General features: G+C 34.3%; 27 protein-coding genes and 2 pseudogenes. 8 read left to right on the top strand and 21 right to left on the bottom strand.

The annotated features are described in order from the left end of the window. The first annotated feature begins 311 nt into the window (after nucleotides 1-311). Together BFA01S_RS01715 and BFA01S_RS01720 are read left to right on the top strand one after the other, a co-directional pair. Nucleotides 312-1,265, top strand: a complete 954-nt coding sequence (locus BFA01S_RS01715) for a DUF1385 domain-containing protein (protein WP_066225079.1) — start codon at nucleotides 312-314, stop codon at nucleotides 1,263-1,265. 21 nt (nucleotides 1,266-1,286) lie between these two features. Continuing rightward, nucleotides 1,287-1,658: an SA1362 family protein gene (locus BFA01S_RS01720; RefSeq protein WP_066225081.1), complete on the top strand. Its 372-nt coding sequence runs from the start codon at nucleotides 1,287-1,289 to the stop codon at nucleotides 1,656-1,658. On the opposite strand, the gene BFA01S_RS01725 is transcribed toward BFA01S_RS01720, so the two are convergent. From BFA01S_RS01725 to BFA01S_RS01745, 5 genes and pseudogenes are all read right to left on the bottom strand, one after another. Next, complete coding sequence (locus tag BFA01S_RS01725) at nucleotides 1,655-2,542, bottom strand: patatin-like phospholipase family protein (protein ID WP_066225083.1); 888 nt, start codon at nucleotides 2,540-2,542, stop codon at nucleotides 1,655-1,657. The genes BFA01S_RS01720 and BFA01S_RS01725 overlap by 4 nt on opposite strands. Nucleotides 2,543-2,665: 123 nt before the next feature. Continuing rightward, nucleotides 2,666-3,091 (bottom strand): transcriptional regulator MntR, encoded by a 426-nt coding sequence (mntR, locus tag BFA01S_RS01730; protein WP_066225085.1) that lies wholly within the window; start codon nucleotides 3,089-3,091, stop codon nucleotides 2,666-2,668. Between the two features lie 253 nt (nucleotides 3,092-3,344). Then, nucleotides 3,345-5,111: pseudogene (locus BFA01S_RS01735) on the bottom strand (vitamin B12-dependent ribonucleotide reductase); the annotation flags it as partial. Nucleotides 5,112-5,551: 440 nt separating this feature from the next. Beyond that, nucleotides 5,552-6,346: pseudogene (locus BFA01S_RS01740) on the bottom strand (ribonucleotide reductase N-terminal alpha domain-containing protein); the annotation flags it as partial. A gap of 320 nt (nucleotides 6,347-6,666) precedes the next feature. Continuing rightward, nucleotides 6,667-7,503 (bottom strand): lipoate--protein ligase family protein, encoded by an 837-nt coding sequence (locus BFA01S_RS01745; RefSeq protein ID WP_066225087.1) that lies wholly within the window; start codon nucleotides 7,501-7,503, stop codon nucleotides 6,667-6,669. Between the two features lie 167 nt (nucleotides 7,504-7,670). On the opposite strand from BFA01S_RS01745, the gene BFA01S_RS01750 reads away from it, so the two are divergent. Next, nucleotides 7,671-8,045: a rhodanese-like domain-containing protein gene (locus BFA01S_RS01750; protein WP_066225089.1), complete on the top strand. Its 375-nt coding sequence runs from the start codon at nucleotides 7,671-7,673 to the stop codon at nucleotides 8,043-8,045. A gap of 52 nt (nucleotides 8,046-8,097) precedes the next feature. Here the strand turns inward: BFA01S_RS01750 and BFA01S_RS01755 are convergent, their stop codons facing one another. Then, nucleotides 8,098-8,787, bottom strand: a complete 690-nt coding sequence (locus BFA01S_RS01755) for a MerR family transcriptional regulator (RefSeq protein ID WP_066225091.1) — start codon at nucleotides 8,785-8,787, stop codon at nucleotides 8,098-8,100. 290 nt (nucleotides 8,788-9,077) lie between these two features. Between BFA01S_RS01755 and BFA01S_RS01760 the strand changes: the two genes are divergently transcribed. The 4 genes from BFA01S_RS01760 to BFA01S_RS01770 all read left to right on the top strand — a co-directional run bounded on the left by BFA01S_RS01760 (nucleotide 9,078) and on the right by BFA01S_RS01770 (nucleotide 12,486). Then, nucleotides 9,078-10,757, top strand: coding sequence for a DEAD/DEAH box helicase (locus BFA01S_RS01760; protein WP_066225093.1), 1,680 nt, complete (start codon nucleotides 9,078-9,080; stop codon nucleotides 10,755-10,757). An 18-nt stretch (nucleotides 10,758-10,775) separates the two neighbouring features. Continuing rightward, complete coding sequence (locus tag BFA01S_RS01765) at nucleotides 10,776-11,573, top strand: YqhG family protein (protein ID WP_066225095.1); 798 nt, start codon at nucleotides 10,776-10,778, stop codon at nucleotides 11,571-11,573. Nucleotides 11,574-11,911: 338 nt separating this feature from the next. Further along, nucleotides 11,912-12,058, top strand: coding sequence for an anti-repressor SinI family protein (locus BFA01S_RS21665; protein WP_082799811.1), 147 nt, complete (start codon nucleotides 11,912-11,914; stop codon nucleotides 12,056-12,058). 101 nt (nucleotides 12,059-12,159) lie between these two features. Then, nucleotides 12,160-12,486: a helix-turn-helix domain-containing protein gene (locus tag BFA01S_RS01770; RefSeq protein ID WP_066225098.1), complete on the top strand. Its 327-nt coding sequence runs from the start codon at nucleotides 12,160-12,162 to the stop codon at nucleotides 12,484-12,486. A gap of 80 nt (nucleotides 12,487-12,566) precedes the next feature. Here the strand turns inward: BFA01S_RS01770 and BFA01S_RS01775 are convergent, their stop codons facing one another. The 14 genes from BFA01S_RS01775 to comGA form a co-directional block, all read right to left on the bottom strand. Continuing rightward, nucleotides 12,567-12,785, bottom strand: a complete 219-nt coding sequence (locus BFA01S_RS01775) for a hypothetical protein (RefSeq protein ID WP_066225100.1) — start codon at nucleotides 12,783-12,785, stop codon at nucleotides 12,567-12,569. 87 nt (nucleotides 12,786-12,872) lie between these two features. Beyond that, on the bottom strand, nucleotides 12,873-13,616 hold the full coding sequence (locus tag BFA01S_RS01780) for an HAD family hydrolase (RefSeq protein WP_235842940.1): 744 nt from the start codon (nucleotides 13,614-13,616) through the stop codon (nucleotides 12,873-12,875). A gap of 23 nt (nucleotides 13,617-13,639) precedes the next feature. Then, nucleotides 13,640-15,256 (bottom strand): lipopolysaccharide biosynthesis protein, encoded by a 1,617-nt coding sequence (locus tag BFA01S_RS01785; RefSeq protein ID WP_066225103.1) that lies wholly within the window; start codon nucleotides 15,254-15,256, stop codon nucleotides 13,640-13,642. A 56-nt stretch (nucleotides 15,257-15,312) separates the two neighbouring features. Next, nucleotides 15,313-16,416 (bottom strand): glycosyltransferase, encoded by a 1,104-nt coding sequence (locus tag BFA01S_RS01790; RefSeq protein ID WP_066225307.1) that lies wholly within the window; start codon nucleotides 16,414-16,416, stop codon nucleotides 15,313-15,315. Nucleotides 16,417-16,966: 550 nt separating this feature from the next. Further along, nucleotides 16,967-17,443: a hypothetical protein gene (locus BFA01S_RS01795; protein WP_066225104.1), complete on the bottom strand. Its 477-nt coding sequence runs from the start codon at nucleotides 17,441-17,443 to the stop codon at nucleotides 16,967-16,969. Beyond that, nucleotides 17,440-17,652 (bottom strand): helix-turn-helix transcriptional regulator, encoded by a 213-nt coding sequence (locus BFA01S_RS01800; RefSeq protein WP_066225106.1) that lies wholly within the window; start codon nucleotides 17,650-17,652, stop codon nucleotides 17,440-17,442. Before BFA01S_RS01800 ends, BFA01S_RS01795 begins: the two co-directional genes overlap by 4 nt. A 131-nt stretch (nucleotides 17,653-17,783) precedes the next feature. Beyond that, nucleotides 17,784-17,969, bottom strand: coding sequence for a YqzE family protein (locus BFA01S_RS01805; protein WP_066225108.1), 186 nt, complete (start codon nucleotides 17,967-17,969; stop codon nucleotides 17,784-17,786). A gap of 66 nt (nucleotides 17,970-18,035) precedes the next feature. Then, complete coding sequence (locus tag BFA01S_RS01810) at nucleotides 18,036-18,422, bottom strand: competence type IV pilus minor pilin ComGG (protein WP_066225109.1); 387 nt, start codon at nucleotides 18,420-18,422, stop codon at nucleotides 18,036-18,038. Next, a complete protein-coding gene (gene comGF / locus BFA01S_RS01815; protein WP_169800421.1) occupies nucleotides 18,412-18,942 on the bottom strand; it encodes a competence type IV pilus minor pilin ComGF in 531 nt (176 codons plus the stop codon). Before comGF ends, BFA01S_RS01810 begins: the two co-directional genes overlap by 11 nt. Further along, a complete protein-coding gene (comGE, locus tag BFA01S_RS22710) occupies nucleotides 18,845-19,171 on the bottom strand; it encodes a competence type IV pilus minor pilin ComGE (protein WP_066225113.1) in 327 nt (108 codons plus the stop codon). The genes comGF and comGE overlap by 98 nt, the downstream gene beginning before the upstream one ends. Then, entirely contained in the window at nucleotides 19,155-19,598 is a 444-nt protein-coding gene (gene comGD / locus BFA01S_RS01825; protein ID WP_066225116.1) for a competence type IV pilus minor pilin ComGD, read from the bottom strand. Before comGD ends, comGE begins: the two co-directional genes overlap by 17 nt. Beyond that, a complete protein-coding gene (gene comGC / locus BFA01S_RS01830) occupies nucleotides 19,588-19,890 on the bottom strand; it encodes a competence type IV pilus major pilin ComGC (RefSeq protein WP_066225118.1) in 303 nt (100 codons plus the stop codon). The genes comGD and comGC overlap by 11 nt, the downstream gene beginning before the upstream one ends. A gap of 13 nt (nucleotides 19,891-19,903) precedes the next feature. After that, nucleotides 19,904-20,938 carry a competence type IV pilus assembly protein ComGB gene (gene comGB / locus BFA01S_RS01835; RefSeq protein WP_066225119.1) on the bottom strand — a complete coding sequence of 345 codons (1,035 nt, stop codon included), beginning with the start codon at nucleotides 20,936-20,938 and terminating at the stop codon, nucleotides 19,904-19,906. Further along, nucleotides 20,928-21,998, bottom strand: a complete 1,071-nt coding sequence (gene comGA, locus BFA01S_RS01840; protein ID WP_066225121.1) for a competence type IV pilus ATPase ComGA — start codon at nucleotides 21,996-21,998, stop codon at nucleotides 20,928-20,930. Before comGA ends, comGB begins: the two co-directional genes overlap by 11 nt. 516 nt (nucleotides 21,999-22,514) lie before the next feature. On the opposite strand from comGA, the gene BFA01S_RS01845 reads away from it, so the two are divergent. Next, nucleotides 22,515-22,763 (top strand): DUF2626 domain-containing protein, encoded by a 249-nt coding sequence (locus BFA01S_RS01845; RefSeq protein WP_066225123.1) that lies wholly within the window; start codon nucleotides 22,515-22,517, stop codon nucleotides 22,761-22,763. 24 nt (nucleotides 22,764-22,787) lie between these two features. Here the strand turns inward: BFA01S_RS01845 and BFA01S_RS01850 are convergent, their stop codons facing one another. Next, the gene (locus BFA01S_RS01850) at nucleotides 22,788-23,900 is read right to left on the bottom strand and encodes an SAM-dependent methyltransferase (RefSeq protein ID WP_066225125.1); all 1,113 of its coding nucleotides are present in this window, start codon (nucleotides 23,898-23,900) and stop codon (nucleotides 22,788-22,790) included. Nucleotide 23,901: the final 1 nt, after the last annotated feature.

Raw genomic sequence — 23,901 nt, forward strand, 5'->3', positions numbered from 1 at the left:
CTGATAGAAGTTTCACTTTATATATTAAGAATGAATTTAGTTTTCTAACAAATTAGGCTTAGAAACCCGAGCTTCCTTTAAATAATCAATGTTAAATATATCTCAAGCTCATATAATATGTCTATTAATGTAATTAAAGGATATAATAGGAACAAACATCACATCCGATTAATTTTATTTACTATTCTGAAATTTACTTAAAGGTTTTTTCTTGGCTTTTGTAGAATATAGTATTAATTCAAGCATTGTTTTTTGTTATATTTCCTGTCAAAATTGAATTACTCTGAAACAGAATAGGTAGGTCGGTGTTTATGTCAAATGAAAAAAAGCCTGCATATGGCGGGCAAGCAGTAGTAGAAGGGGTTATGTTTGGTGGTAAACATCATTATGTAACAGCTATTCGTCGCAACGATGAATCGATTGATTTCTTTCATTTACCTAGAAAATCAAGTTCTTTCCTCACTAAACTTAAGAAAATCCCTTTTTTACGTGGGATTGTCGCTATAGTGGAAGCTAGTGCAAACGGCTCCAAACATTTAAATTTTGCAACAGAGCGTTTCGAAGTGAATCCAGAAGATGATGAAAAAGTAGCGAAAGAAAAGAATCAAAAAGAATCAAAACTGGCTTTATGGCTCGGCATTGCAGCAATAGGAGTTATATCATTTTTATTTGGAAAAGTTATTTTCACTTTAGTACCTGTCTTTTTAGCGGAAATGCTGCGTCCAATTTTCTCAGGAAATTTTGCACAAATTATTATAGAAGGCGCTTTCAAATTATTACTCCTACTTGCATATATATATATTATCTCATTCACACCGCTTATTAAACGAGTCTTTCAATATCACGGTGCTGAACATAAAGTAATTAACACATATGAGAACGGGCTTCCACTCACAGTTGAAAACGTACAAAGTCAATCGAGATTACACTATCGATGCGGCAGCAGCTTTATTTTATTTACTGTTATAGTCGGTGTCTTTGTCTATACACTTGTACCAACTGAGCCTTTATGGTTAAGAGTCGGAAACAGACTCGCTTTAATTCCAGTTGTCCTTGGAATCTCTTTTGAAGTATTGCAGTTAACGAATAAGCTGCGTAATATCCCATTACTTCGCGCTCTTGGTTATCCTGGCTTATGGCTGCAGCTATTAACGACTAAGGAGCCGAAAAACGATCAGGTAGAAGTGGCAATTGCCAGCTTTAATGAGCTGCTGCGAATGGAAAAGGAGACCGAGACAGCAAAACAAACAGAACAAATAGTTTAATTATATTTGTGAGGTGGTCATATGAATCGTCGATCAATGAATGGCTTCATTATTGTTATTTTGACGTTAGGCGGAATTGGCTTATTGGCAACATTAGTACGAAATCCGATGTGGTTGTTGCAACAAATCGCTTTTTATGCTGTTATTGCAGGGGTTATCTTCCTTATTTACCGTTATGCCTTCCAAAAAAGAATAGGACGAGGCAATTCTGCATATGAAAAAGCAGTTAAACAGTCAAAAAGACGTTTCGACGACCGGGATTCTAAAGTAAAAAGCATCTCTCAGGCACGGAAAAATCTGAAAAAGGGTTCAGCTTTAAAGAAGAAAAAACAAACTCATTTAACTGTCATTGAAGGAAAAAAAGGCAAAAAGAAAAACCGAGCGTTTTTTTAATATGTCCATTTTTTCAAAAACGCTTCAGTGCGATTTTTACCTAGCTCTATAAGGGCTAGTTTTTTTTCGTTCGATAACTTAAATTCTGTCGTAAGAAAAGGCTCGACCGGCAAGAAAACAATATCTTTTTCATGTTGGGAGGCAATATGTCTCTCATCATGCGCCTGTCTCATTGTTTCAAATAAGGCACCATATAAATCAATCGCATTACGAATGTCATTCTTAGGCTGTTCCTCAGCTGCCGGACTTAATTTAATTCCGAGGACAGGTCTCTTCTGCTTCAACTTATCCTTCTCATAAAATAGCCAAATTGGAAAATTACTTAAAATGGCACCATCTACAATAATATTAGCACCATCTGATGCAGCTAATCTTACCGGTTCAAAAAAATAAGGAAGACTACAGCTCATTCGCACTGCTTTTGCAACGGAGAATCTCTCACTATCAAATCCATAATTCGGTAAATCATCTGGTATTACAATTAGTTTGCCATTTGTTAAATCTGATGCAATAACCCGAAGCGACTCCGGGGGCAAATCACCAAATGTTTCAATTCCTTTTTGTTTTAATTTTTCTTCAAGCCATTCTTCCAATTTAGCTCCTTTATATAGTCCTAATCTCCAATATAGTAAAAGCCACTTCATAAATTTAAGCGGAATAATAGATTTTCTTTCATCAAGAAACTGCTCCAGATCTAATTCCTCCATCATCTCCGATATTTCTTCACTTCGGTAACCTGCTGCTATAAAAGCTGCTATAATAGCACCTGCACTTGTTCCTGCCAAACGAACAAATTGGAAGCCTCGCTTTTCAATCGCTTTATATGCCCCAATCAACGCAAAACCTTTTATACCTCCCCCAGAGAATACCCCATCAATCTCCATTATTTTTCTCCTCTCTAAAAATCCTTCATTTTAAAGTTTAAGAGGGGCTTTGTTATTTTAGACCAATATTAGCATAAAATAAAATGAAAAAGAGTGCTCCTCCTTATGAAGAACACCCTTTTTCTATTGCTGCTGTTCATTTTGTTTTTGAATAGAGCGTAATGTTTCAACCCGCTCCTTGTTTTCCTCAAAATACTGGACAAGATCGCCGATACGATCAATGGCGTTCCAGCTTAAATGATGTTCAATTCCTTCTACATCATTGTATACTTTATCCTCATCCACTCCGATAATTCTCATAAATTGCTCCAATAAATCGTGACGATAGACAAGTCGTTCCCCAATTTTCTTTCCTTTTGCTGTTAAAACAAGTCCACGGTATTTTTCATAAATTAAGTACTCGTCTTTATCTAATTTTTGAACCATTTTCGTCACCGAAGAAGGATGAACCGCTAATGCTTCTGCAATATCTGAAACACGGGCATATCCTTTTTCATCAATAAGTATGTATATTTGTTCAATATAATCTTCCATGCTAGGTGTTGGCATCGGTTTCCTCCATATTTCACTCTATTTTATATGAAGGATATACCCTCATATTGAATAATGGCGTTTTAACGCCATGTTAATTTTGTAAAGGAAATCATTAATAAGTTTACATTAGTTTATGTAAGATGACAAGCAATGTTGCTAGGAAATGATGAAAGGGACTGACCTGTAGAAATATCCTCCACTCTAACTGCAATATAGTCAGAGTGGTACCATATTTCTCTTTAGTCAATCCCTAAAAATCACTTCTATCTTACAAACCGCATTTTAATTGAGCACCACAGCTTGTGCAAGTGTTGCATCCACCAAGATCCTCAACTGTCCCCTCACGGCATACCGGACATTTATCCCCTACTTCGTTACCGATTGTAACATCTGTTGAACGTAAATCATTGATCGTATCAACTAAGACAACTTTTCCTTTTTCCTGTGTTTCCAATTGCTCATCCGCTTCCTCAAAAGTATTCTCTTCTGCTTTTAAAGTTAATACTTGTGAATCACGGCTTCCGTCAACATATACCGTTCCACCTTTTGCTCCGCCTTTATAAAGACGCTCATACACTTTCTCCACTTGCTCCACTGTATAACCTTTTGGCGCATTCACCGTTTTACTAATAGAGCTGTCGATCCAGCGCTGAATAACACATTGCACATCAGCATGTGCCTCAGGAGCAAGCTCCATCGCTGATACGAACCAATCTGGAAGATTATTCTCATTCGTTCCTGGATTTGCATCTAAATATTCTTGAACGATATCCGCCTTCACTTCGATAAATTTCCCTAATCTTCCGCTGCGGAAGTAAGAAAATGAGAAGTATGGCTCCAGGCCAGTTGCAACTCCAACCATTGTCCCTGTACTGCCCGTAGGAGCAACAGTCAGAAGATGTGAGTTACGAATTCCGTATTCTTTTATATCTTCTAATAGATCTGCAGGCATTTTTTGCATATATCCTGTTTTTGTAAATGCTTCACGCAGTTTTGAAGTCCCTTCTTCATTTTCTCCAACTAAGAATGGGAAGCTTCCTTTTTCCTTCGCAAGTTCAACAGAAGCACGATATGCTGTCGTTGCAATTGTTTCGAACACTTTATCGACAAGCTCATTTCCTTCTTCTGAACCGTATTCTGTTTCACAGTAAATAAGTAAATCATGCAAGCCCATAACACCTAGACCGACACGACGCTCACCAAGTGCCTGCTTTTTATTTTCTTCTAAGAAGTATGGTGTTGCATCAATAACATTATCCTGAAGTCTTACGCCAACTTCTACTGTTCTTTTCAGTTTCTCGAAATTCACTGTTTTTGTCTCTTTATCTGCCATCTCAGCTAAGTTCACAGCAGCTAAATTACAAACACTGAATGGTGCAAGTGGCTGTTCCCCACACGGATTTGTCGCAACAACCTTCTGACCATACGCTTGTGCATTTGTCATATCATTCGCATTATCGATGAAGAAAATGCCAGGTTCTGCTGAATATGTTGCACAAATATTAACAAGATTCCAAAGTTCCTGCGCTTTTATTTTACGGTATGTGCGTACTTTATAACCCATTTTCTCCCACTCACGCACATCGCCGACTTTATGCCATTGTTCATTATAAATCTTCATCATTTCAGCGTCATAGCTTTCCACATCTGGGAAACGAAGTTGATAATCTTCGCCTTTTTCAATCGCATCCATGAAATCCTTCGTTAAGCAGATGGAAATATTAGCACCCGTTAAAAACTCTGGATGATGAACACTGTATGTTCCACCAGTACGAAGCTTAAGCTCAGCATCTTTTATAATTCTTTCACTAAAACCGCCAAGACCCGGAATTTGCTTATAATTTACAATTCCTTGATACATCGCTGTTTCCTGCTCAGTTAACGGCTTAAACTGCAATTTATCCTGCGCGTATTTTTTTATCGCTTCATCATTTGTATTTTCAATCAAATAACGTAAAATTCTTGGATTTTGCATCTTAGAAATAATAAATTCAATAATATCAGGATGCCAGTCTGCTAGCATTATCATTTGTGCCAATTTGTTACGTTGATTCGCTACACCAACTCTCTAAGTCACCTTAGAGTTCAGACCATATCTTACATCTAAATAGATGCCCTCGCACTTCGGAATTGCTTAATTCCTACTCTACTCACTTCCACCAATTGAAATTAGTGTGTTTTCGATGGTCGTTGAACCTTCTCCATTTAAGGAGCTTGGCTGCTGATTGTCTTTAACCACTTATTATTTTTAAACATTCACACTCGCCGTTTCCAGCCATGTTGTTGTTAATAAGTCATATATGATGCTAAATTTTAAAAATCAAACATACTTAAATTTATTTTGCATCATATGGTTTTTCATCGTGATTCTCCATAGATCTTACCTAAAGATCTATGGAGAATCACGACGTTAACCAAAAGAGTTCCCAGCAATTCACGAGGTTATTTAACGACGCAGCACACTCAAATTATTCTACCGCGTCGGCTTCCACCTTGTTCCACAAGATGTGTCAATTTCGCAATGTCATCCAACCATGACACAGAACCGGATGATTTTCCATTTACACCGCGAGCTAATGTATTACGCGGGCGTAATGTGGAACCATTCGTACCAACACCGCCGCCTCGGCTCATGATCTCCATTACTTGCTTGCGGTGTTCTGAAATTCCTTCTCTTGAATCTTGAACGAAAGGCATAACATAGCAGTTAAAGTATGTTACATCTGTCCCAGCACCTGCTCCGTACAGCACACGGCCGGCAGGAATAAAGTTCAGATTCACTAATTCTTCGTAAAACTTCTCAAACCATTCTTTACGCTTTTCTTCTGTTGTTTCAACTGATGCCAAGCCTGTTGCATTACGTTTGGCAATTTGCTCATAGTATACTTCTAAAGGCTTCTCAATAACATCTAAAGAGCGATTAATTACACCGGTTGCTATCTCTTCTTCCCCATCTAATGAATGACGGTATTCTTCGTCAACAACAACAGTCGCTGTTTTCGCATTCCAATCTATTTCCTTGATGAAGCCAAGCCCTCTAGCCGGGAACTTAGGATCTTCTTTTATCGTCAGAACAACAAAGTCTCCCTCTGATAGCGTCGCTTTCTCTGTATCCTTAAATGTATAACGGTCAAGCATAACAAGCCTTGAAACACCTTTATGTGTCAGCTTCATATCCTCTGTAATCGGGTGAACTTGAGGGAATGCAGAAATGTCTTTATTAAGTTTTTCTACATTCAATGAATATTTTTCATCTAATGCAACAGTCATCATAACAACTCCTAATCTTATTACTCTATAACTTGTACTTTTAACATAAAAACCATAAAAATGTTCAACCAGTATTCAGTAAGATGAAAAGAATTACACTGAATACTGGTTGAACTGCATCTTGCTTAAACTTACCATACGGACAATAAAAATTCAATATATAGTGTCACTTTAAAAGTTTACACCACCATATATTGAATTTAGGTCAATTCTTTCTTTATTTGTCAAATGAAAAAAAAGTGAAAAAAGAGAGAAAAAATAAGATCATATTAGATAATAAACGAAAAAGGGACATTTTTGAATAATTTTATCACTTGCATTTATCTTTTAAAATTCCAATCATCTGATTCGTATTTTTCCCTGGCAAGTTTTTCAACGTATTCCGTTTCTTCTTCAGTAAGAAAATACTGCTGTAATTCAATATCCAGCCCTTTTTCAAATCCTTCTCTAAAGGCAACACGTGCCTCGTCTATTGTGACTGGTTTGTCCCTAAGTTCATTTGCTGCAACAGCCTTATTTTTAAATGCTTTTTGCATCCGTTCACGTACACGTTCGTTTGAATACTTAAATAAATCAAAAAGCATATCCTCATTCAAATCTAATAAAATAGAACCATGTTGGAGAATAACACCCTTTTGTCTTGTCTGTGCACTCCCTGCAACTTTTCTTCCTTCCACAACGAGTTCATACCAAGAGGGGGCATCAAAACAGACTGCTGATCTTGGATTTTTTAATCCTTGTTTTTCTTCCTCTGTTCTCGGAATTGCAAAATATGCATCAAGTCCTAGATTTTTAAATCCTTCTAAAATCCCTTCAGAAATCACTCTGTAAGCTTCTGTTACAGTTTTCGGCATTTCCGGATGCTCTTCAGAAACGATAACACTGTATGTAAGTTCCATATCATGAAGAACTCCTCTACCTCCTGTAGGCCTTCTTACAAAGCCGAGACCATATTTCTTTACAGCTTCCATATTTATTTCTTTTTCTACTTTTTGAAAATATCCAACAGACAATGTCGGCGGATCCCAGCCGTAAAATCGAATTGTCGGAGGAATTTTGCCTTCACTATGCCACTCAAGGAGCGCCTCGTCCAATGCCATGTTATAAGCTGGTGAACACTGACCTGAATCAATAAATCGCCAAACCTCTTTTGCCATAATAAAACCCTCTTTTTTAGTTTAATACTAAATAAGTCTACCAAAAGAATGAAAAGAAGAAAATAATAATGCGCTAGTATAATGACTTTTTGTATAAGCTTTTATATAATATAATAGTTGTCCTTACATATATTAAGAAAATTAATGATAAAAGGAGTCGAAATATATTGGCTTGGCTATTAATTATTCTAGGCTTAATTATCGTTTACGCCGCGCTTAACTTTTTCTCTCAAAGAAGACTAATGAAAGTTTTAACGGAAGAAGAATTCAAAGCAGGATATCGTAAAGCACAATTAATTGATGTTCGTGAGCAAGATGAATATGAAGGCGGGCACATTTTAGGATCCCGTAATATCCCATTGTCACAATTACGTCAGCGTTATAAAGAGATTCGCAATGATCAGCCAGTTTATTTATATTGTCAAAACACTGTAAGAAGCGGACGTGCTGCACAGCTGTTGAAGAAAAAAGGATATACTAATTTAAATACGCTTAAAGGCGGATTTAAACAATGGACCGGAAAAATTAAAACAAAAAAATAAAGTGAAGCTTCCATCAGCGGGGGCTTTCTCATCCTCCACTGATGGTCAAGTTTCACTTCGCAAAGCCGATCATATTTTTAATAAAACGAAGACCTGATTTCCGATGTTTAAACCGGTCCTGCTTCTGCTGATGCTCCCTTACAAAGGATAGGAATTTTCTCTCTCTTGATTCAATATCCTCCTTCACTAATTGCCGCTCATTCGAGATTTCTTCCTGATACATTTTTCGTTCTGTTTTTGATGTAACCGTCAGCTCCTGCAGCTGCTCATTTATCTTTTTAAATTCACGCTGATTTCTCTCCGTCTGGGCTTTTAATAAAAGTTCATGCTCCTTATTCGTTTCAAGTATCGTATTTTTAATCCCCATTTCAATTTTCTTAATTCTTAAATTAAGCTGAAGCAAATTTTCTACTTCCTTGGAGTCAATAAACTCTACTATTTTTGCTAATGATTTTTTTATTTCATCTGTTTCCTCTTTGTTTTTTATTTGAGGCGGATTTTTTTCAACCATTTGCTGGGCTTCAAGCATTAAAGTGATTGTTTTCTTATCCAGCCCCGCTTCTTTTAAATTCTTTATCCTTCTGAGCATCTCAATATTTTCAGGTGAATATATCCTCGCCATTTTCTCATCTCTTTTTATTGTCAGAAACTTTTCAAATTCATCTTCCCATGCTCTTAACATATAAGCGTCTTCTCCAAGTAATGATGAAGCTTTTGAAATATGCACATATTTTTCTGACATAGGCCATCCATCCTTTTCTATCTTGTTTGTTACTAGTAATTTTGCGAAACAGATGGAATAATCCTGCTAGTCGACAAAGGTTCTAAAAACTAGTCAAAAAAACAAATGCAATATTATTTTTTTCGTCAATTTACTCATTTTTCCTATTATTTACACATACTTGCTATTTAATTGGCTATACTACAAAAAATGTTGAATAAAACATGTACAGCTTAAAAATTAATAAGCTCCTAAACTAAATTTCAAAATGGGAAACGCACCTTTATATAAAAGAAAGGACTGTCATCAATATGAATGTAGAGATACACTTTGATTCATCTTGGCAGGGGGATTTTTCAAAAAAACTGGAAAGCGATGGACCATGGTCTAATTGGGACATGTATAAACTTGCGTACAAAGTCCAGCAGCACTGCGCTGTAGAATCATTTGAGGGACTCCGGGCACCTAGCTATCTTCCTAACTTCACACCGCTCCCACACCAGTTAGATGTAGCGAAACAGGTTGTTGAAAAAATGAATGGGAAAGCAATTTTAGCTGATGAAGTCGGCCTTGGAAAAACAATTGAAGCAGGACTTATTTTAAAAGAGTATATGATCAGAGGACTCGTTAAAAAGGCATTGATTTTAGTTCCAGCTTCCCTCGTCTCCCAATGGGTAAAAGAGCTGAACGAAAAATTTTATATTCCTGCAGTAGAACAGAAGAAAAGCTATGTATGGGAATCTTGTGACATCGTTGTATCTTCTATTGATACTGCAAAAAGAAGTCCGCATCGCGAAATTGTGTGTGAACAATCCTATGACCTCGTTATTATTGATGAAGCACATAAACTAAAAAATAATAAAACGAAAAACTATGAATTTATTCAAAATTTAAAAAAGAAATATTGTTTACTATTAACAGCAACACCTATTCAAAATCGGATTGAAGAAATTTTCAATCTCGTTTCTTTACTAAAGCCGGGCCATTTAGGAAATGAAGCTTATTTTTCCAAAGCTTTTTCTGCAAAAGAGCGATCACTTGAACATCATGATCATTTAAAAGAGCTTATTAATAAAGTAATGATCCGGAATCGGCGCGGCGATACTAAAATTGAGTGGCCGAAGCGAATTGTTAAAACGGTACCGATTGAGTTTTCAGAAACCGAACAGGCACTGTATGACCATATCTCTGCATTAAAAACAGATCATTCATATGAAATGAATATGTTCTCTATTATGACACTACTGCGGGAAGCTTGTTCCAGCCGCGAAGCTGTCTATATAACATTAAAGAAAATGCTAGATAAAAATGAAAATATAACAATCCCTGTTCCTATTATTAACGATTTAATGAAATCAATTGATAAAGTGATTCAAAATTCAAAAGCAAATAAAGTAGTCGAATTAATTCAAACAATCAATGATAAAGTAATCATCTTTACTGAATACCGGGCAACACAATTTTATTTACAATGGCTCCTGAAACAGCATGGAATTACTTCTGTCCCGTTTAGAGGCGGTTTTAAACGAGGCAAGAAAGACTGGATGAAAGAGCTGTTTAAAAACCATGTCCAAGTATTAATCGCAACCGAAGCCGGAGGAGAAGGAATTAACTTGCAGTTTTGCAGTCATATTATTAACTATGACTTACCTTGGAATCCAATGCGGCTTGAGCAGAGGATCGGCCGTATCCACCGTCTTGGACAGCAGCATGATGTTCATATATACAATCTAGCAATAAAGGGAACAGTTGAAGAGCATATTTTAAAACTGCTATATGAAAAAATTAATTTATTTGAAAAAGTAATCGGGGAATTAGATGAAATTTTAACGAGATTGGATATCCATAATTTTGAAGACCATGTAAAGGATATTATGTTTCAGTCTAAAACCGATGGTGAGATGAAGATAAAAATGGAAAACTTAACTTCCATTCTTGAGTATGCGGAACAAGCGCAGGAAAGGAAAGAGGCAGATAGATCATTAGCATAATTCATAGGAGGTTATATTATGCAATTAGCAGAGATTCATACATTTTTAGAAAACTTCTTTGAAACGAATCAATGTGACATCATCGAAAATAACTCTCACTATCTTACCGTTCAATTAACGGTGGAAATGGATAAGGAGCTGATGAACCGTCCTTTTTATTGGCATTATCTTGAGAAAACAAACGGAACACCAAAACCCGCTCAGTTAACATTTATTACAAATCAGCAGGAGGCTGCGAAAGATATAAAAGGGGAATTCATCCATTTCGGATCCCCTCGCCTCCATCAAATATTCCAGACTGCGAAAAAATTGGGGAGTTCTATCCGTCTGTATGAACAGTCGGAAACGGTTATGGCTAACAGCATTCCCCTTCATCCATGGCTCGGTGTCAATTTCATCGTTTCCTACCAATGTGATATGAAAAAAGATCGAATTTTCTCTATTGGACTACATCTTATAAACGGGGTAATTATAGAAGATTTTCAACAAAAGATAGAAAAGCTCAAATTAACTCCTAAAATACCTGACTTTAGTTTTACTATGTCCCCGCTCATTAAGACTCAGAGCGGTTTAAATCGAATTCAAACATTTTTAAAACAAATAATAGAAAAGGAAAACCATCAATGGGCGGCCGATGCGAAAAAGCGCTGGGATGCTGACTTAGCATTATTAAACCATTTCTATGAAGATTTAGAGGAAAAACCTGATTGCTATTACCTGGAAAAGGCAGCACTTCAAGATCTTTATGAACCGAAAATTAATGTAACAATACAGAACGGAGGAGTTTTTTATTTGTCTCCCACCACTACTTTTTAATAATATTCTATTCCACCACTATATAGAATATAGATACATATACCTAAATATGGGCAAAGCTTTTCATAGGGTTAAATGACACAATGATATAATAGTACAAAACAGCTATACACTTTGATTCATTTTTTCAAAATTACCAAGTTTGTACACACATTCCTTATGATTCCTTTTATAATGTTACTTATAGATATAAATAAACTTTAATATATTTTAGGCTCAGAAGAACAATATGGATGCAAACTCGCAAAACTCATTACATTAAAAGATTTACGTCGTTATGAAAGCGATTCAAAATAAATATAATAAGGGGATTTCTAGGAGGAGGAGGAAGAGAAAAAATGACAAGTTTAATCGAAGTTAAACAAATAATAGATCAAGAATGGGCTGATTTAATTCAGGAAGCACTGGATGCGGGAATTAGTGCAGAAGAAATTAGAGCTTTCTTTTTAGAAAATAAAGAGAAGAAAATATACTATAATAGCTAAATCGACTTTTTATTACAAAAGCCGATTTTTTTTGTTAAAATCTGAAAACAAAGCCTTTCATTTATGTTATAATTGCAACGAAGGAAGGTGAGTATTATAAAATGATTGGTCAACGCATCAAAAAATATCGCACTACAAAAAATTTATCCCTTTCTGAATTAGCTGAACGAGCAGGCGTCGCAAAATCATATTTAAGCTCCATTGAACGCAATCTCCAATCAAATCCTTCGGTACAATTTCTTGAAAAAATCTCCTCCGTCCTCGGAGTTTCGGTCAATGTACTACTTGACGGAGATAACGAAAATAATTCAAATGAACTTGATTATGAGTGGACAAAACTTGTACAGGATGCCATGAATTCAGGTGTGACGAAAGAGCAATTTCGAGATTTTTTAGAATTTAACAAATGGAAAATAAATAATAAATGATTAAAGCATGATGGTGACCTGGTCGTCATTATGTTTTTTATTTTAGCATAACAGTATAATTAATTATGTAATTTTACTCTTTAATTACTTCGCGATGACAAATAAGCAGTTTGTCGATATACTTCAAATCCCTTCTTTTGAAGCAGGATCCTATAAATAGATTGTATATTAATATTATGATTAGCTCGTCTCGCTTTTTCCTCCGCTAAATCTTTTCCGCAATATGGACATTCCCATTCCCTTGCACTTGCACTGCTAAATGATTTATTTTCACATCGTAAACATTGCTTCGTATACACAGGCTCTTCTCTCCCTTTCACTGTATAATCATTCTCTATAAAATCATCAGTGGAGTGAGCTCCACTGATATTTTATTCCCCAATTTTTTAAGAATAAACCAATTCTGCTTTCTTAATAAAAAGATGTTTAAACTCTGAAATATGTGATAATTTCTGTAAATTATTAATCTTATAATGGGCAGCATATTCTTTATCTTCTATCGTATGTGGAAAATTATTATTTCCTCTATCAATATGGACTGTTTTCCACCCTAATCTTTTTGCCGTTATAAAATCTTTTGAAACATTACTTCCTATATATAAGCAATCATAATGAGAAACTTCCAAAGCCATACACATATGCTCATATGGGACAGAACTAGGTTTCCAGTTTTGTCTGCCGAAACGATCCGACAAAATGATAGAGTGAAATCTTCCCCTTATTCTTAGAGCTCGAACCTTATTAGCCTGCTGTTCAATATGGCCGTCGGAAAGCAGTCCAACTTTGATCTCTTTTGTAAGATTAGAAAGCACCCAGTTCACATCATCGAATAACTTAATTTGAGGTATATGTGCACGATAGCGATTTAACATTTCGTTCATAGTTTTTTTATCAGCTCTAATTTTTAATAATTCAAACGTTTTATTAAAGAGAGACTCCCTCTCACCAGCCTCAAATAATGTCATTGCCGTTTCATAAAATCCATTTACTTTAAATTTAAATTTTACCCAATTGTCTAAAACTGTTAATCCACTTTGAACATAATCCTTTTCATCATACAAAGTATCATCCATATCAAATACAATCGCTTTAATTTTCATCGCTAAACCTCTCCGTAAAAGTAGTTTCATAAAAGTGACTCATTATTGAATGACTAACTCCTCCAGCTTATATTTCTCATATATTCCTTATTAATTATTTGTTTCCTATTATAGAATTTCGGAGTATCCTTACTTTTTTGACGTATAATTATTTCTTTTATTGAATAAATATTCTTTCTCATAATCGATTTAAAAAGTATCTTCTCCGAATAATTCGCACCGATGAACCAAAAAACACTTATATAGATAATTAAAAACAAAATACATTTTAATAAAAATGTGCCCCATGACTGAAATGACCAAAAATAAATCGGTAAACTTACTAAAAGTGCAACAGACATACTTGGAATAATTTTCAACAACTCTTTAAGAAAGAATGAAAAGTGAAAGCTGAACACTTTAATATATACAAAGTGAACGACACTCCCATTTAATACAATGACTGCAGCCGCTACACCTATTCCCATGCCAATCGTTCCGTAAAAGATATTAAAAATAAAACCGAATAATATCCCTAAAACTACTGTTGATAATTGAAGCATCATTCTTAACTTCTCCCGCTTTTTCTCCCGTAAAACTAGAACAGCTGAATATTGAATAGATTGAAAGAACATAGCAGTCATTAATAGGAGACTAATCCAATATGATGCTTCATAATCAAATCCTAACCATAATAAAATAAATTCTTTTCCAAAAAGAAGAAATCCAAGAAGTATTCCTCCTAATAAGAAAAACTGTATTCTTCCAATTTTACTGCAAACTTTTGTGAGCTCTTCTTCGTCTGCCCCATTTGTAATCATTTTTGCTATATACGGAGAGATCTTATTATGAATTACTTTGGAAAAGTACTCATAGTAGCCCACTAATATAATCGCTATAGAATACACAGCAACCGCCATCGAACCTATACTGCAGCCGATGACTATTAATCCTATTCGCCAATAAAATACATTCGCTATATTGCCTAAAAGCCGAACAGTTGAATAACCGCTTGATTCTTTTAGAAATTGAATATTTAATTTTACGAATTTTAATTTTATATTTAATTTTTTAAAAGAGAAAAAAGTAAAAATAACAACCGTCCCTATATTCAATAGGGCATCAATAATAACGACTGTTACTGCCTTAAAACCGAATAATAAGAAAATAGACACTAAAACCATTCTTAATAAAAGTCGAAGCAGCATTACTCTATTAATGAACATATATTTTTTATGTCCTTGAATGTATGATTGAAAAGCTCCTAGAAAAAAGGATACACATACACTAAATAAAGAAATAAAATAAATCAGTTTGGCAGTCGCCATTTCCTGGACATTTAAACTTCCTCCAAATACCCACTCTAAAAAAGGATACATTAATAATCCCGCTGCTAAACAAAGAAATGCGATAACCCCATACAGTATGATGCACATAGAAAGGAGTCTTGACTCTTTTTCTTCTTCATTGTTCATCTTATACTTGAAAATATATTTCGTAATACTATCTCTAAAACCGAACTCAAGTATTGCCAAACTTCCGATTAACGCTCCGATTAACGTATAAATACCATATTCAGACTGGCCTAGAAGGCTTATTAGAAATGGAGTAAAAAGCAGAGCTGATAATAGATCCGCTCCTTTTAAACTATATGACGTTATTATTCCTCGTTTTATCCCACTTATAGACATTTTAAATCCCCTTAAAGTACATAATAATGCCTCACTAATGTGTATAAACTACTCTTTTATACATTGATTAATTGCTTTGATTCAAAACTATTTTCTAATACAGTAAAATAAAAACTTTCTATTTGCTGTGCAATTTCCTTCACATCATGTCCTCTCTTTGAAAAAGCACTGGTGCAAACGTTCCTATCCTTTTCTTTAACAACAATCTCGCTCATACGTTCCAACCAAACTCTTTTATTATTAGCAGGAGCTTTCTTTATTAAATTAAGTCCTATATCAGCTTCATCTGTAATGCCATCTGAAATTAAACAAGGGAGTCCCGCTGCCTGAGCTTCTATTAATGTAACTGGTAAACTTTCATAGATAGAAGGAGAAACTAATAAGTCACACGCCTGTAATAAAAGATCAATATCAGGTCTAATTCCAAGAAACCTCACCTTATGCTCCAAGTTCAAATTTTTAAATTGTTCTTCCACTTTTAATCGCAATGATCCATCCCCAACAAAAACTAAAACACAATCAGGAACTAGCTTTGAATACTCATTGAACAAATCAATTAAAAATGAATGATTTTGCCGATTATTGAATCTCCCAATATGACCAATAACTGCAGAATCTTTTCCAATATGTACTTCTTCTCTAATTTCTGCTCTTTTTAGCGGACAATATTTGAATTTATCTGTTTCAATGCCGTTTTTCAAAATAACTGTCCCATCTAATTTATTTTTAAATAACCATTTAGCAGTATCAGTTGAAGAAGCTATATAATGTGTTGCTGACTTTTCTATATAATTTCCTGCATATAGCTGATATAATTTCGAAGCTATACTTCCTTTACTTTTTGCAGCATGGCTATGGACAATTCTCCCTTTAATCCCAGCTTTCTCTGCAGCCATTAATACGAAGCCGCTCACTTTTCCAACATGTGAATGAACAATCTCATAATCCTTATTCATTTGAAAAAATTGTTCAAGATTTCTTAAATAATTACCATATCCACTACTTGAAATGGTTGGAATTCGATATATTCTCCCACCTAGATTTTCAATCTCTTCATCAAAGGCACCCAATTTACATGTTAGAAAATCAAATTGAATTTTGGTACGGTCGATATTCCGATATATATTCATGATGAATGTCTCTGCCGGACCATTATTCATATTAGTAACAACATGTAAAACTCTTATTAGGCGGTCCACTTTACATCCCTCTTTTCTTTCCAATTGATTTAATTAATTATTCCACTCCTGTTCAAAAGAAATGAAATTCTTACATAGAAAGCCTTTTTTAAAACTCCATCTCTAAAAGCTTTCATAAAACAGGCGGCCAACCTTTCTTTATGCTATATTTTTGACAGCTTCATTATATGTAGGATTTTAAAAACAATTAGCATAGCTGATTGTCTTCATCTTCAACAGTAAGGAGTTATCACCAATCAACATTTGTTTCTAATAAAGAACGATTAATGTGAGCTATTTCAATTTATATTTGATTCAATTAAACTGTACTTAAATACCTCTTTCACTTTTACTATAAAAGTACTAGATTTAAAAATTTATACTCTCAAAATTATATTAGTTCTTTATAAAGAACATGTCAATGGTCATTTTCCAAAAATTTATATAAATATAGGTATTAAGTTTTTTATCATAGAGCTACTTCCTATCTATATATGAAAAAGCCGTTTTCATAAGAAAACGGCTTTTTAGACTAAATGTTTTTATTAAAAGATATAAAATAAGCAGCTATTTGAGCGAGTGGAATTAACATAATAACAATAATTGGATAATAAGGGAGTTTCTCCTGTACTAATGGATAAAAAGTCATGAGCCCTGCCGCAAGCGGTCCGATAAACATCATAGTAATATAAGATGAGCGGCATGCTTTCGCTGTAATATATCGTTCCCTCTCATCAGATTCCTCAAATTCTGACGGCATCATCAATACTTTCCGTAATCCGCGATGTTTCTTTTTATTCTTTTTCGTTAAATAAATTGCAATTGGAATACCAATCAAAAGAAAAAAGAAAAATGGATATATCGATATCGTAATCTCCCAAGACGGCTCTGGGTTTTTTATCACTTCAGCTAATTGAATATAATACATATATAAAGAACTTAATACCCAGCCAGCTAAAGCAACTAAAACAAAGTTTAATAAAGCAGGCTGTAAAACTGTTTTTTTCATTTCTCTTCCTCTCCTTCTGTCCAAAAAACATTTTCCATCTTTTCTCCAAATACTTCACAAATATTGATACCTAATAACAATGACGGCACATAGTCCCCTTTTTCAATGGAGGCGACCGTCTGTCTTGTAACACCAACCTTTAATGCCAGCTGTTCCTGCGTTAAACTTAAACGTGCTCTCATTTCTTTCACCCGATTTTTCAGTATCATTCCTTCACCTACTAATAATTTCTAATTATATTGTAAACTCTATTTAACATTATGTAAAGTATATTTAACATTTCAGAACAAAAAATATCTGATGGATCATTAGATCCATCAGATATTTAAGAAGAGCATTATTATTTTTTCTTTTTATTTACCATTAATTTAAATGCAAATGGCAATATACCAAGCCACTGGTTACTATACGGCTGTACATCCACTTTCTTTTTCTCTTCCTTTTTCTGTTTCCGCTCTTCTTTCGGTGTATCCATATACTTAACGAGCTGTTGTGTTACATATTTAACATAATCATTCGTAGACATTAAGACACCTCGTCTTACACAGTTTACAACTTATTCTTTCCTAAATAGCAAAATATAAACATGCTGTTATTCTAGCCAGTCAACAATTTTATTTTCGATATGACTGTATTGAAAACTAAATGTTTTTCTAATTTTCTCATTCGTCTCACAGCTTATATGCGCGGTGCTATTAATCAATTCATTATTCTCATCAAGCGATGATTCAATTGTATATTCAAATATCCCATTATCAGTGTAGATTGTTCTCTTCTGCTCTGTCATACCAGCTTTTATATTTTTAAGTGCAGAATCAACAGCAAGCATACGTAAGTTCTCTATTATATATAAATGTTTCGTATTTTCAAGAAAAGACCGTTCAGATACGAGAACAGTGGCAAGATGAGCTGCGATAAAAAGGGTAAACATTGTCATTATAATCGTCGTCAAAAGAATATATCCTTTCTCATTCCTCATAACTAAGCTCCCTTAATGGACGAAAAGTAAAATTATAATCTTTCCCGCTCTCGCTTATAACATGAATATTTACCCCAATTGCTAATTTCATGAATTGAACATTCTTTACCTTTAATAAGAAAATTTCATGCCCCTTTCCATCGACCTGCCTCCGTATTAAGTTTTTATACTGATGAATCGACACAGTTTCACCTAATATATTTTTATACTTGATAGTATTTTCCTCCACAGTAAGTTCTTCAGCAATATTCATTTCCCTTTGCATTTGATTAATAAAATTTTCCCATTCATACGCCTTCAAATCAGTAGATCTTTTCGTTTGATCATTCAAAATATGAAACATAATGAATAAAGAAGAAATAATGATAATATAAACAATAAGGGAAAATAATAAGTTCACCAATGTGTACCCGCCGTCATTACTATGCTGATAAACATACTTCTTTCTCCTGCTTAGAATTATTTGTCCATGTAATACATCCTTTTGAATAATTCTTTCCTTCTCTCCAGTTAAGCTCATAATCAACACCATTCATAGAAATTTTCTCATTTATCTTAGCAGTATGATGAAATATGACTTGCTCGGTTTTTTCGTGAATAATTTTATAAGCAATGTTCATTTGCTCCACATTCCGGCGCTCTTGGACTAATACCATCATTTGAGGAATAATAATGGAAAGTAAAATACTCCATATACCTAGCGCTGTTAATGTTTCCGCTAATGAAAAGCCTTTACAATTCCTCAACATTAAATCTTCCCCTTCCAAGATAAAAAACAATTCGATACTTTTTATCCTTATAATGAATGAACATAGTGCCGCTTTTATCCATCGCTCCACTAGGAGTGTATACGAGAAAGGGCGGTATATTATAAAATTGGAAAGTAAGATTTTCATCAATATTCCGGGTAATAGTTCCATTTCCAAGCTCTGTTAACTGAATTTTATATACATGTTCATCCTTAGGAAAAACAATATATACTGAGGTCTGGTAAGTAATTGCATGCTGCTGAGCATAGAGAACATCCTTTTCAAACTGTTCAAAAAATGTATGGAGGATTTTTCTCTCATAAACAGGGGCAATATTAATAATTGTAACGAGGCTCATAATAGACACGATCATCAGCACGAGTAAGCTTTCTAATAAAGTAAACCCTCTGTTACATTTAAGGAGCACTTACCGTTACCTTGCCTTCTGGATCAACAATTAATTTCTCTCCATTCGGACATGCTGGGTCATCTTTTAAATATTTATTAGTAACCAAGTCATTTATTGTCGGAAGCTTGTTATGATCCATTTGAAAAGCCGATACTTGCGCTTGTACCATATTTACTAGCCCATTACAGCCTTTTGTTTGAATATTTTTATTATGTTTCGTTACATTTGGAATCGTCATTAATAATAAGATTGTAATAACGAATAAAACGACCAGCATCTCAATTAATGTAAAACCTTTTTCATTTTTCATCTTAGGCACACTCCTAAATATGTTCGATCATTTCATACATTGGTAAAAGCATGGATAAATAAACAAATAAAATAACTAAACCTACTAATATATAAATAGTCGGCTGAATAACGGTGATCATTTTTAAAATTTTTGCTTCTAATTGATCAATAATAAACTGGCTGTAAGTATACAGCTCTCTTGCAAGCTGCCCATTTGCCTGACCATGCAAAATAACATGCCCTAATTCTCTTTCATAAAAATGATTTTCCTCCATTATACTTTCGAGTCGTTCTCCCTTTCTTAACTGTTCAATAATGAAAGCAGCTTCCATTTTAAAAAACGGAAGCATATTTTGTTTTTTAAAAATAGTAAGACTCTCAAATATTGAAAGCCCTCCCCTGAGCAGATTACTTAATTGGACTGCAAAAAAATAACTGTTAAACATTCTTAATAACTTATTGAAAATAGGTATATTCAATAAAATACTCATTTGATCATCTGCCTGCTTTTTCTTAAAATCAAAAAAATAATATAGACCTAAACATAAAATGAAGAAAAGTAAAATAAAGAATAACCATTTAAAAAGATCAAAAACGGTTAATAGAAAAACGGAGAAAAAAGACGGCTCAATATTCATTGTCCCGAAGAGCTGTTGAAACTGTGGCATAATGACAGTGTTAACGATTGACAATATAATAATAATCGTGAATAGTAAAAAGATTGGGTAGCGTAGAAGCTTCATTAGTTTGTCCATTTGAATCATTTTTTTCATTAGCATACCGCTGCTCTCTTTTAATGCAAATTGTAAGTCACCATGCTGTTCTGCAAAATAAAGATAGCTTAATACATCTCTGTGAAACTGTAGCTCCGTTAATGCAGCTCTCAAGGAATCTCCCTTCGCTAAACGCTGAATACATATAAAAAGCTCTTCCTTTCGAGTTCCAGTCTCATTTAACTGAAGGAATGTGAGTCCCTCGTTCAACGTATAGCCTCTCTCTAGTAAATCACTAAGCCGCTTTAAGAAATTTGCTTGGTCTTTTACCTTCCATGACTTTTTAATCTTCATAATGAAACACCCAACGATCATACGTTTGTGGATATAAATAGCCTAAAGCAATTCCTTTTTTTATTACTTGTTTTAATGTAGGATAATAATATTCTGTCTGCTCTCCCTTCGCTTCTTTTAAAACAGCTGACAAATTTCTTCCATAAAGCAATTCATAAACACTTAACCTTCTTCTCTCCCTCATCTTTTTACAGTATGTCGAACACTCTTCGGAACAATAAGGACATTTTAACTTTACAAGCCTTTGAGCTGAAACAGCAATTAGCGTCTGTTCGATTTCTGAAAGACTGACATCAAATTCTAACAGACGGTAAATAGCACCTTTTGCTTCCCGTGTATGCATTGTGCTCAAAACGAGATGTCCTGTTAATGCGGCTCTTATTGCAATTTGAGCAGTTTCGGCATCTCGGATTTCACCGACCATAATAATGTCGGGGTCATGCCTTAAAATAGCCTTTAATCCTGCTGCATAAGTAATTCCAGCTTTCTCATTCACTTGCACTTGAAGAACTTCATCACTTCTTGTTTCAACCGGATCTTCAAGTGTAATAATATTTCTCTTAAAATGTTTCTTTGCATAATGGATTAAAGAGTATAATGTTGTAGTCTTACCTGAGCCGGTCGGCCCTGTAAAAATCATTAAACCGTGTGAATGATTTAAAATAGATAGCAGCTTTGTAACGGTTGATGGGAAGAGGGATAATTGATCCAATGCTGGAATTTGCCCTTGAGGTAAAATTCGGATTACTAAGCTTTCTTCATAAATAGTAGGTAATGTCGATAATCTAAGATGAACATCATGTAAATTCGGAGTCTTTAAAGTTAGTGCACCATTTTGTGGGCGTCGTCTTTCTCCAATATCCATTGATGCAAGAAATTTAAAATGGGAGATCATCCTTTCACATACTTCCTTTTTCATCATTTGCTTTTCAATTAAATCATCGTCCACCCGGTACTGAACCATAGCCCATTTCTTTTTCGGAATAATATGGATATCTGAAGCTTGTAAGGAACATGCTTCCTCAATAATTCCTTCACTTAACAATTCAATCGCTTGCAAAAATTCACCCCCTACTGTTAATACAAGCTCATTGTACATAAAAGGGCAAAATTATTCATATTGTGAAAAACGGATTCTATCATAAAAATAAAGGTCAAAAATGAATTTTATGCTAAGGGGAAAAATGAATTTCACATGTACTTTTAGCATATAAAATATAAAATTATTCATTTATATTAAATCTTCAATCAGTGGAGTTTTTCTCATCCTCTACTGATTGTTAGGTAAACTTATCGGACCTTTACAGACAGTTGATCTCCGACTTATCTTCTTTGGCTCTTTCAAAATCTTGAGACGGGAGTCCTACTGCCGTTAATTGTGGAATAAATGTAATTATCTATACATATATCATGAATTTTCTTCCTTAAATGTAAACTCATATTTACAATTATAAGAAGGGTCATTATAATGAGAGTGATGGACTTGTATGTCATATACTTATTTGTCAAATACTATGTAAGGGAATACATAATGTAATCCTTATAGTTAGACAAAGGCCACAAAGGAGGGATACATATGGATAAAATGTTCCGAGTAATGGGGTTTTGGACGGGGATCTTCGCTGTCATGTTCTATTTAGGTGATATGAAGACAACGTCGTTATTGTTTTTCGGACAAACTGGATTTTTCGTATTATTATCTTATTTAAAATTATCTGAACGCATGTATATTTACGTTTTCGGTGCTTATTTGACCGTGTTCTTTGTTGGATTCACATACTGGACAACATTTATGATGATCCCTGGACAAACTTTAGGACATTAATAAAAATGAGTAACTCCTTGTGAGTTACTCATTTTTATTAAATAGCTGGCTTTGACTTAGCTTTATTCCTTTACAGTGCATAAGAACATCAAAACCAGCGCTTATTCCACCAGCCATAATAAGGGAACGGATAGCGCGATTGTCTTTACTTACTTTTGAAAAAGGATCAGTATCCTCATGATTATTTAAAAAAGAAAGAATATCTGCTTTTATTAAAAACTCATTTTGTTTATTATGGATAACTTCTTGCCACTCTAATTCCCTTGCCATCGCTTTATAACCGTCAATATGTATATGTGTCGTTAAATCCATTTGAAATGGATATTGTAATGGGCTGTTTATAAGCTGATGCTTATAATAACCTCTTAGGCTTCCATCCCGGTGTACCGGCTGCATCCACTCTTTATTTGTATATCCATAATCAATGGAGATAATGAGTCCTCTTCTTAGCTTCTTGTTCATCTGTTTCATAAAATCCAGCATTTTTAACGGGATTTCCATGCGCTGATTTTCATAAAGATTAAACTGCTGCCATTTTAAATACTGAATAATTTCTTCATTATTTAACAGCTGTTTCTCTTCTACTATTTGATGATGATCATTTAGCGTTACAAAAACTTCATATAAAAGATTCTTTCTTTTTTCAATGACATGAACCGGAAAAGCATCGAATAATTCATTTGAAAAGATTATTCCTTCAAATTCTTCTTCCAGCATATCAATAGAAGATAGAAATTCAATTGAACAGTTTGTAAACTGCTTCTGTAATTGAAGATGATAGACACTTCGCTCTATAACAAAAACTTGAAGAAGCTTAAAAGTGTGAGGAGATAATCGCTCCCACTCTTTTAGAAAAGTATGAATAAATTGACCATTCCCGCCGCCGATTTCACAAAAACACGGTTTTATGAGCTCCAGCTCCACCAGTCTTACAAACATTTTTGCAAATATTTTCGCAAAGAAAGGTGATAGGGAGCTTGTCGTATAAAAATCACCTTTTCGTCCGATCTTCTCATTTGAACTTGAATAATAACCATATTGTTCATTGTATAAGACAAGATCAATATAATCGGCATAAGTCATCTTCCGTCCATGTTCCTCAAACACGTCTATTAAATACTTCTCTGCTTTTTTCATC

Source organism: Metabacillus fastidiosus NBRC 101226 (genome assembly GCF_001591625.1).
Lineage (GTDB): Bacteria > Bacillota > Bacilli > Bacillales > Bacillaceae > Metabacillus > Metabacillus fastidiosus.

What these genes read in the sequence shown, in the direction of transcription:
- BFA01S_RS01715 (WP_066225079.1), top strand. Translation starts at nt 312, where the DNA reads ATGTCAAATGAAAAAAAGCCTGCATATGGCGGGCAAGCAGTAGTAGAA.
- BFA01S_RS01720 (WP_066225081.1), top strand. Translation starts at nt 1,287, where the DNA reads ATGAATCGTCGATCAATGAATGGCTTCATTATTGTTATTTTGACGTTA.
- BFA01S_RS01725 (WP_066225083.1), bottom strand. Translation starts at nt 2,542, where the DNA reads ATGGAGATTGATGGGGTATTCTCTGGGGGAGGTATAAAAGGTTTTGCG.
- mntR (WP_066225085.1), bottom strand. Translation starts at nt 3,091, where the DNA reads ATGCCAACACCTAGCATGGAAGATTATATTGAACAAATATACATACTT.
- BFA01S_RS01745 (WP_066225087.1), bottom strand. Translation starts at nt 7,503, where the DNA reads ATGGCAAAAGAGGTTTGGCGATTTATTGATTCAGGTCAGTGTTCACCA.
- BFA01S_RS01755 (WP_066225091.1), bottom strand. Translation starts at nt 8,787, where the DNA reads ATGTCAGAAAAATATGTGCATATTTCAAAAGCTTCATCATTACTTGGA.
- BFA01S_RS01760 (WP_066225093.1), top strand. Translation starts at nt 9,078, where the DNA reads ATGAATGTAGAGATACACTTTGATTCATCTTGGCAGGGGGATTTTTCA.
- BFA01S_RS01765 (WP_066225095.1), top strand. Translation starts at nt 10,776, where the DNA reads ATGCAATTAGCAGAGATTCATACATTTTTAGAAAACTTCTTTGAAACG.
- BFA01S_RS21665 (WP_082799811.1), top strand. Translation starts at nt 11,912, where the DNA reads ATGACAAGTTTAATCGAAGTTAAACAAATAATAGATCAAGAATGGGCT.
- BFA01S_RS01770 (WP_066225098.1), top strand. Translation starts at nt 12,160, where the DNA reads ATGATTGGTCAACGCATCAAAAAATATCGCACTACAAAAAATTTATCC.
- BFA01S_RS01780 (WP_235842940.1), bottom strand. Translation starts at nt 13,616, where the DNA reads ATGAAACTACTTTTACGGAGAGGTTTAGCGATGAAAATTAAAGCGATT.
- BFA01S_RS01785 (WP_066225103.1), bottom strand. Translation starts at nt 15,256, where the DNA reads ATGTCTATAAGTGGGATAAAACGAGGAATAATAACGTCATATAGTTTA.
- BFA01S_RS01790 (WP_066225307.1), bottom strand. Translation starts at nt 16,416, where the DNA reads ATGAATAATGGTCCGGCAGAGACATTCATCATGAATATATATCGGAAT.
- BFA01S_RS01795 (WP_066225104.1), bottom strand. Translation starts at nt 17,443, where the DNA reads ATGAAAAAAACAGTTTTACAGCCTGCTTTATTAAACTTTGTTTTAGTT.
- BFA01S_RS01800 (WP_066225106.1), bottom strand. Translation starts at nt 17,652, where the DNA reads ATGATACTGAAAAATCGGGTGAAAGAAATGAGAGCACGTTTAAGTTTA.
- BFA01S_RS01805 (WP_066225108.1), bottom strand. Translation starts at nt 17,969, where the DNA reads ATGTCTACGAATGATTATGTTAAATATGTAACACAACAGCTCGTTAAG.
- BFA01S_RS01810 (WP_066225109.1), bottom strand. Translation starts at nt 18,422, where the DNA reads ATGAGGAATGAGAAAGGATATATTCTTTTGACGACGATTATAATGACA.
- comGF (WP_169800421.1), bottom strand. Translation starts at nt 18,942, where the DNA reads ATGAGCTTAACTGGAGAGAAGGAAAGAATTATTCAAAAGGATGTATTA.
- comGE (WP_066225113.1), bottom strand. Translation starts at nt 19,171, where the DNA reads ATGTTGAGGAATTGTAAAGGCTTTTCATTAGCGGAAACATTAACAGCG.
- comGC (WP_066225118.1), bottom strand. Translation starts at nt 19,890, where the DNA reads ATGAAAAATGAAAAAGGTTTTACATTAATTGAGATGCTGGTCGTTTTA.
- comGB (WP_066225119.1), bottom strand. Translation starts at nt 20,938, where the DNA reads ATGAAGATTAAAAAGTCATGGAAGGTAAAAGACCAAGCAAATTTCTTA.
- BFA01S_RS01845 (WP_066225123.1), top strand. Translation starts at nt 22,515, where the DNA reads ATGGATAAAATGTTCCGAGTAATGGGGTTTTGGACGGGGATCTTCGCT.
- BFA01S_RS01850 (WP_066225125.1), bottom strand. Translation starts at nt 23,900, where the DNA reads ATGAAAAAAGCAGAGAAGTATTTAATAGACGTGTTTGAGGAACATGGA.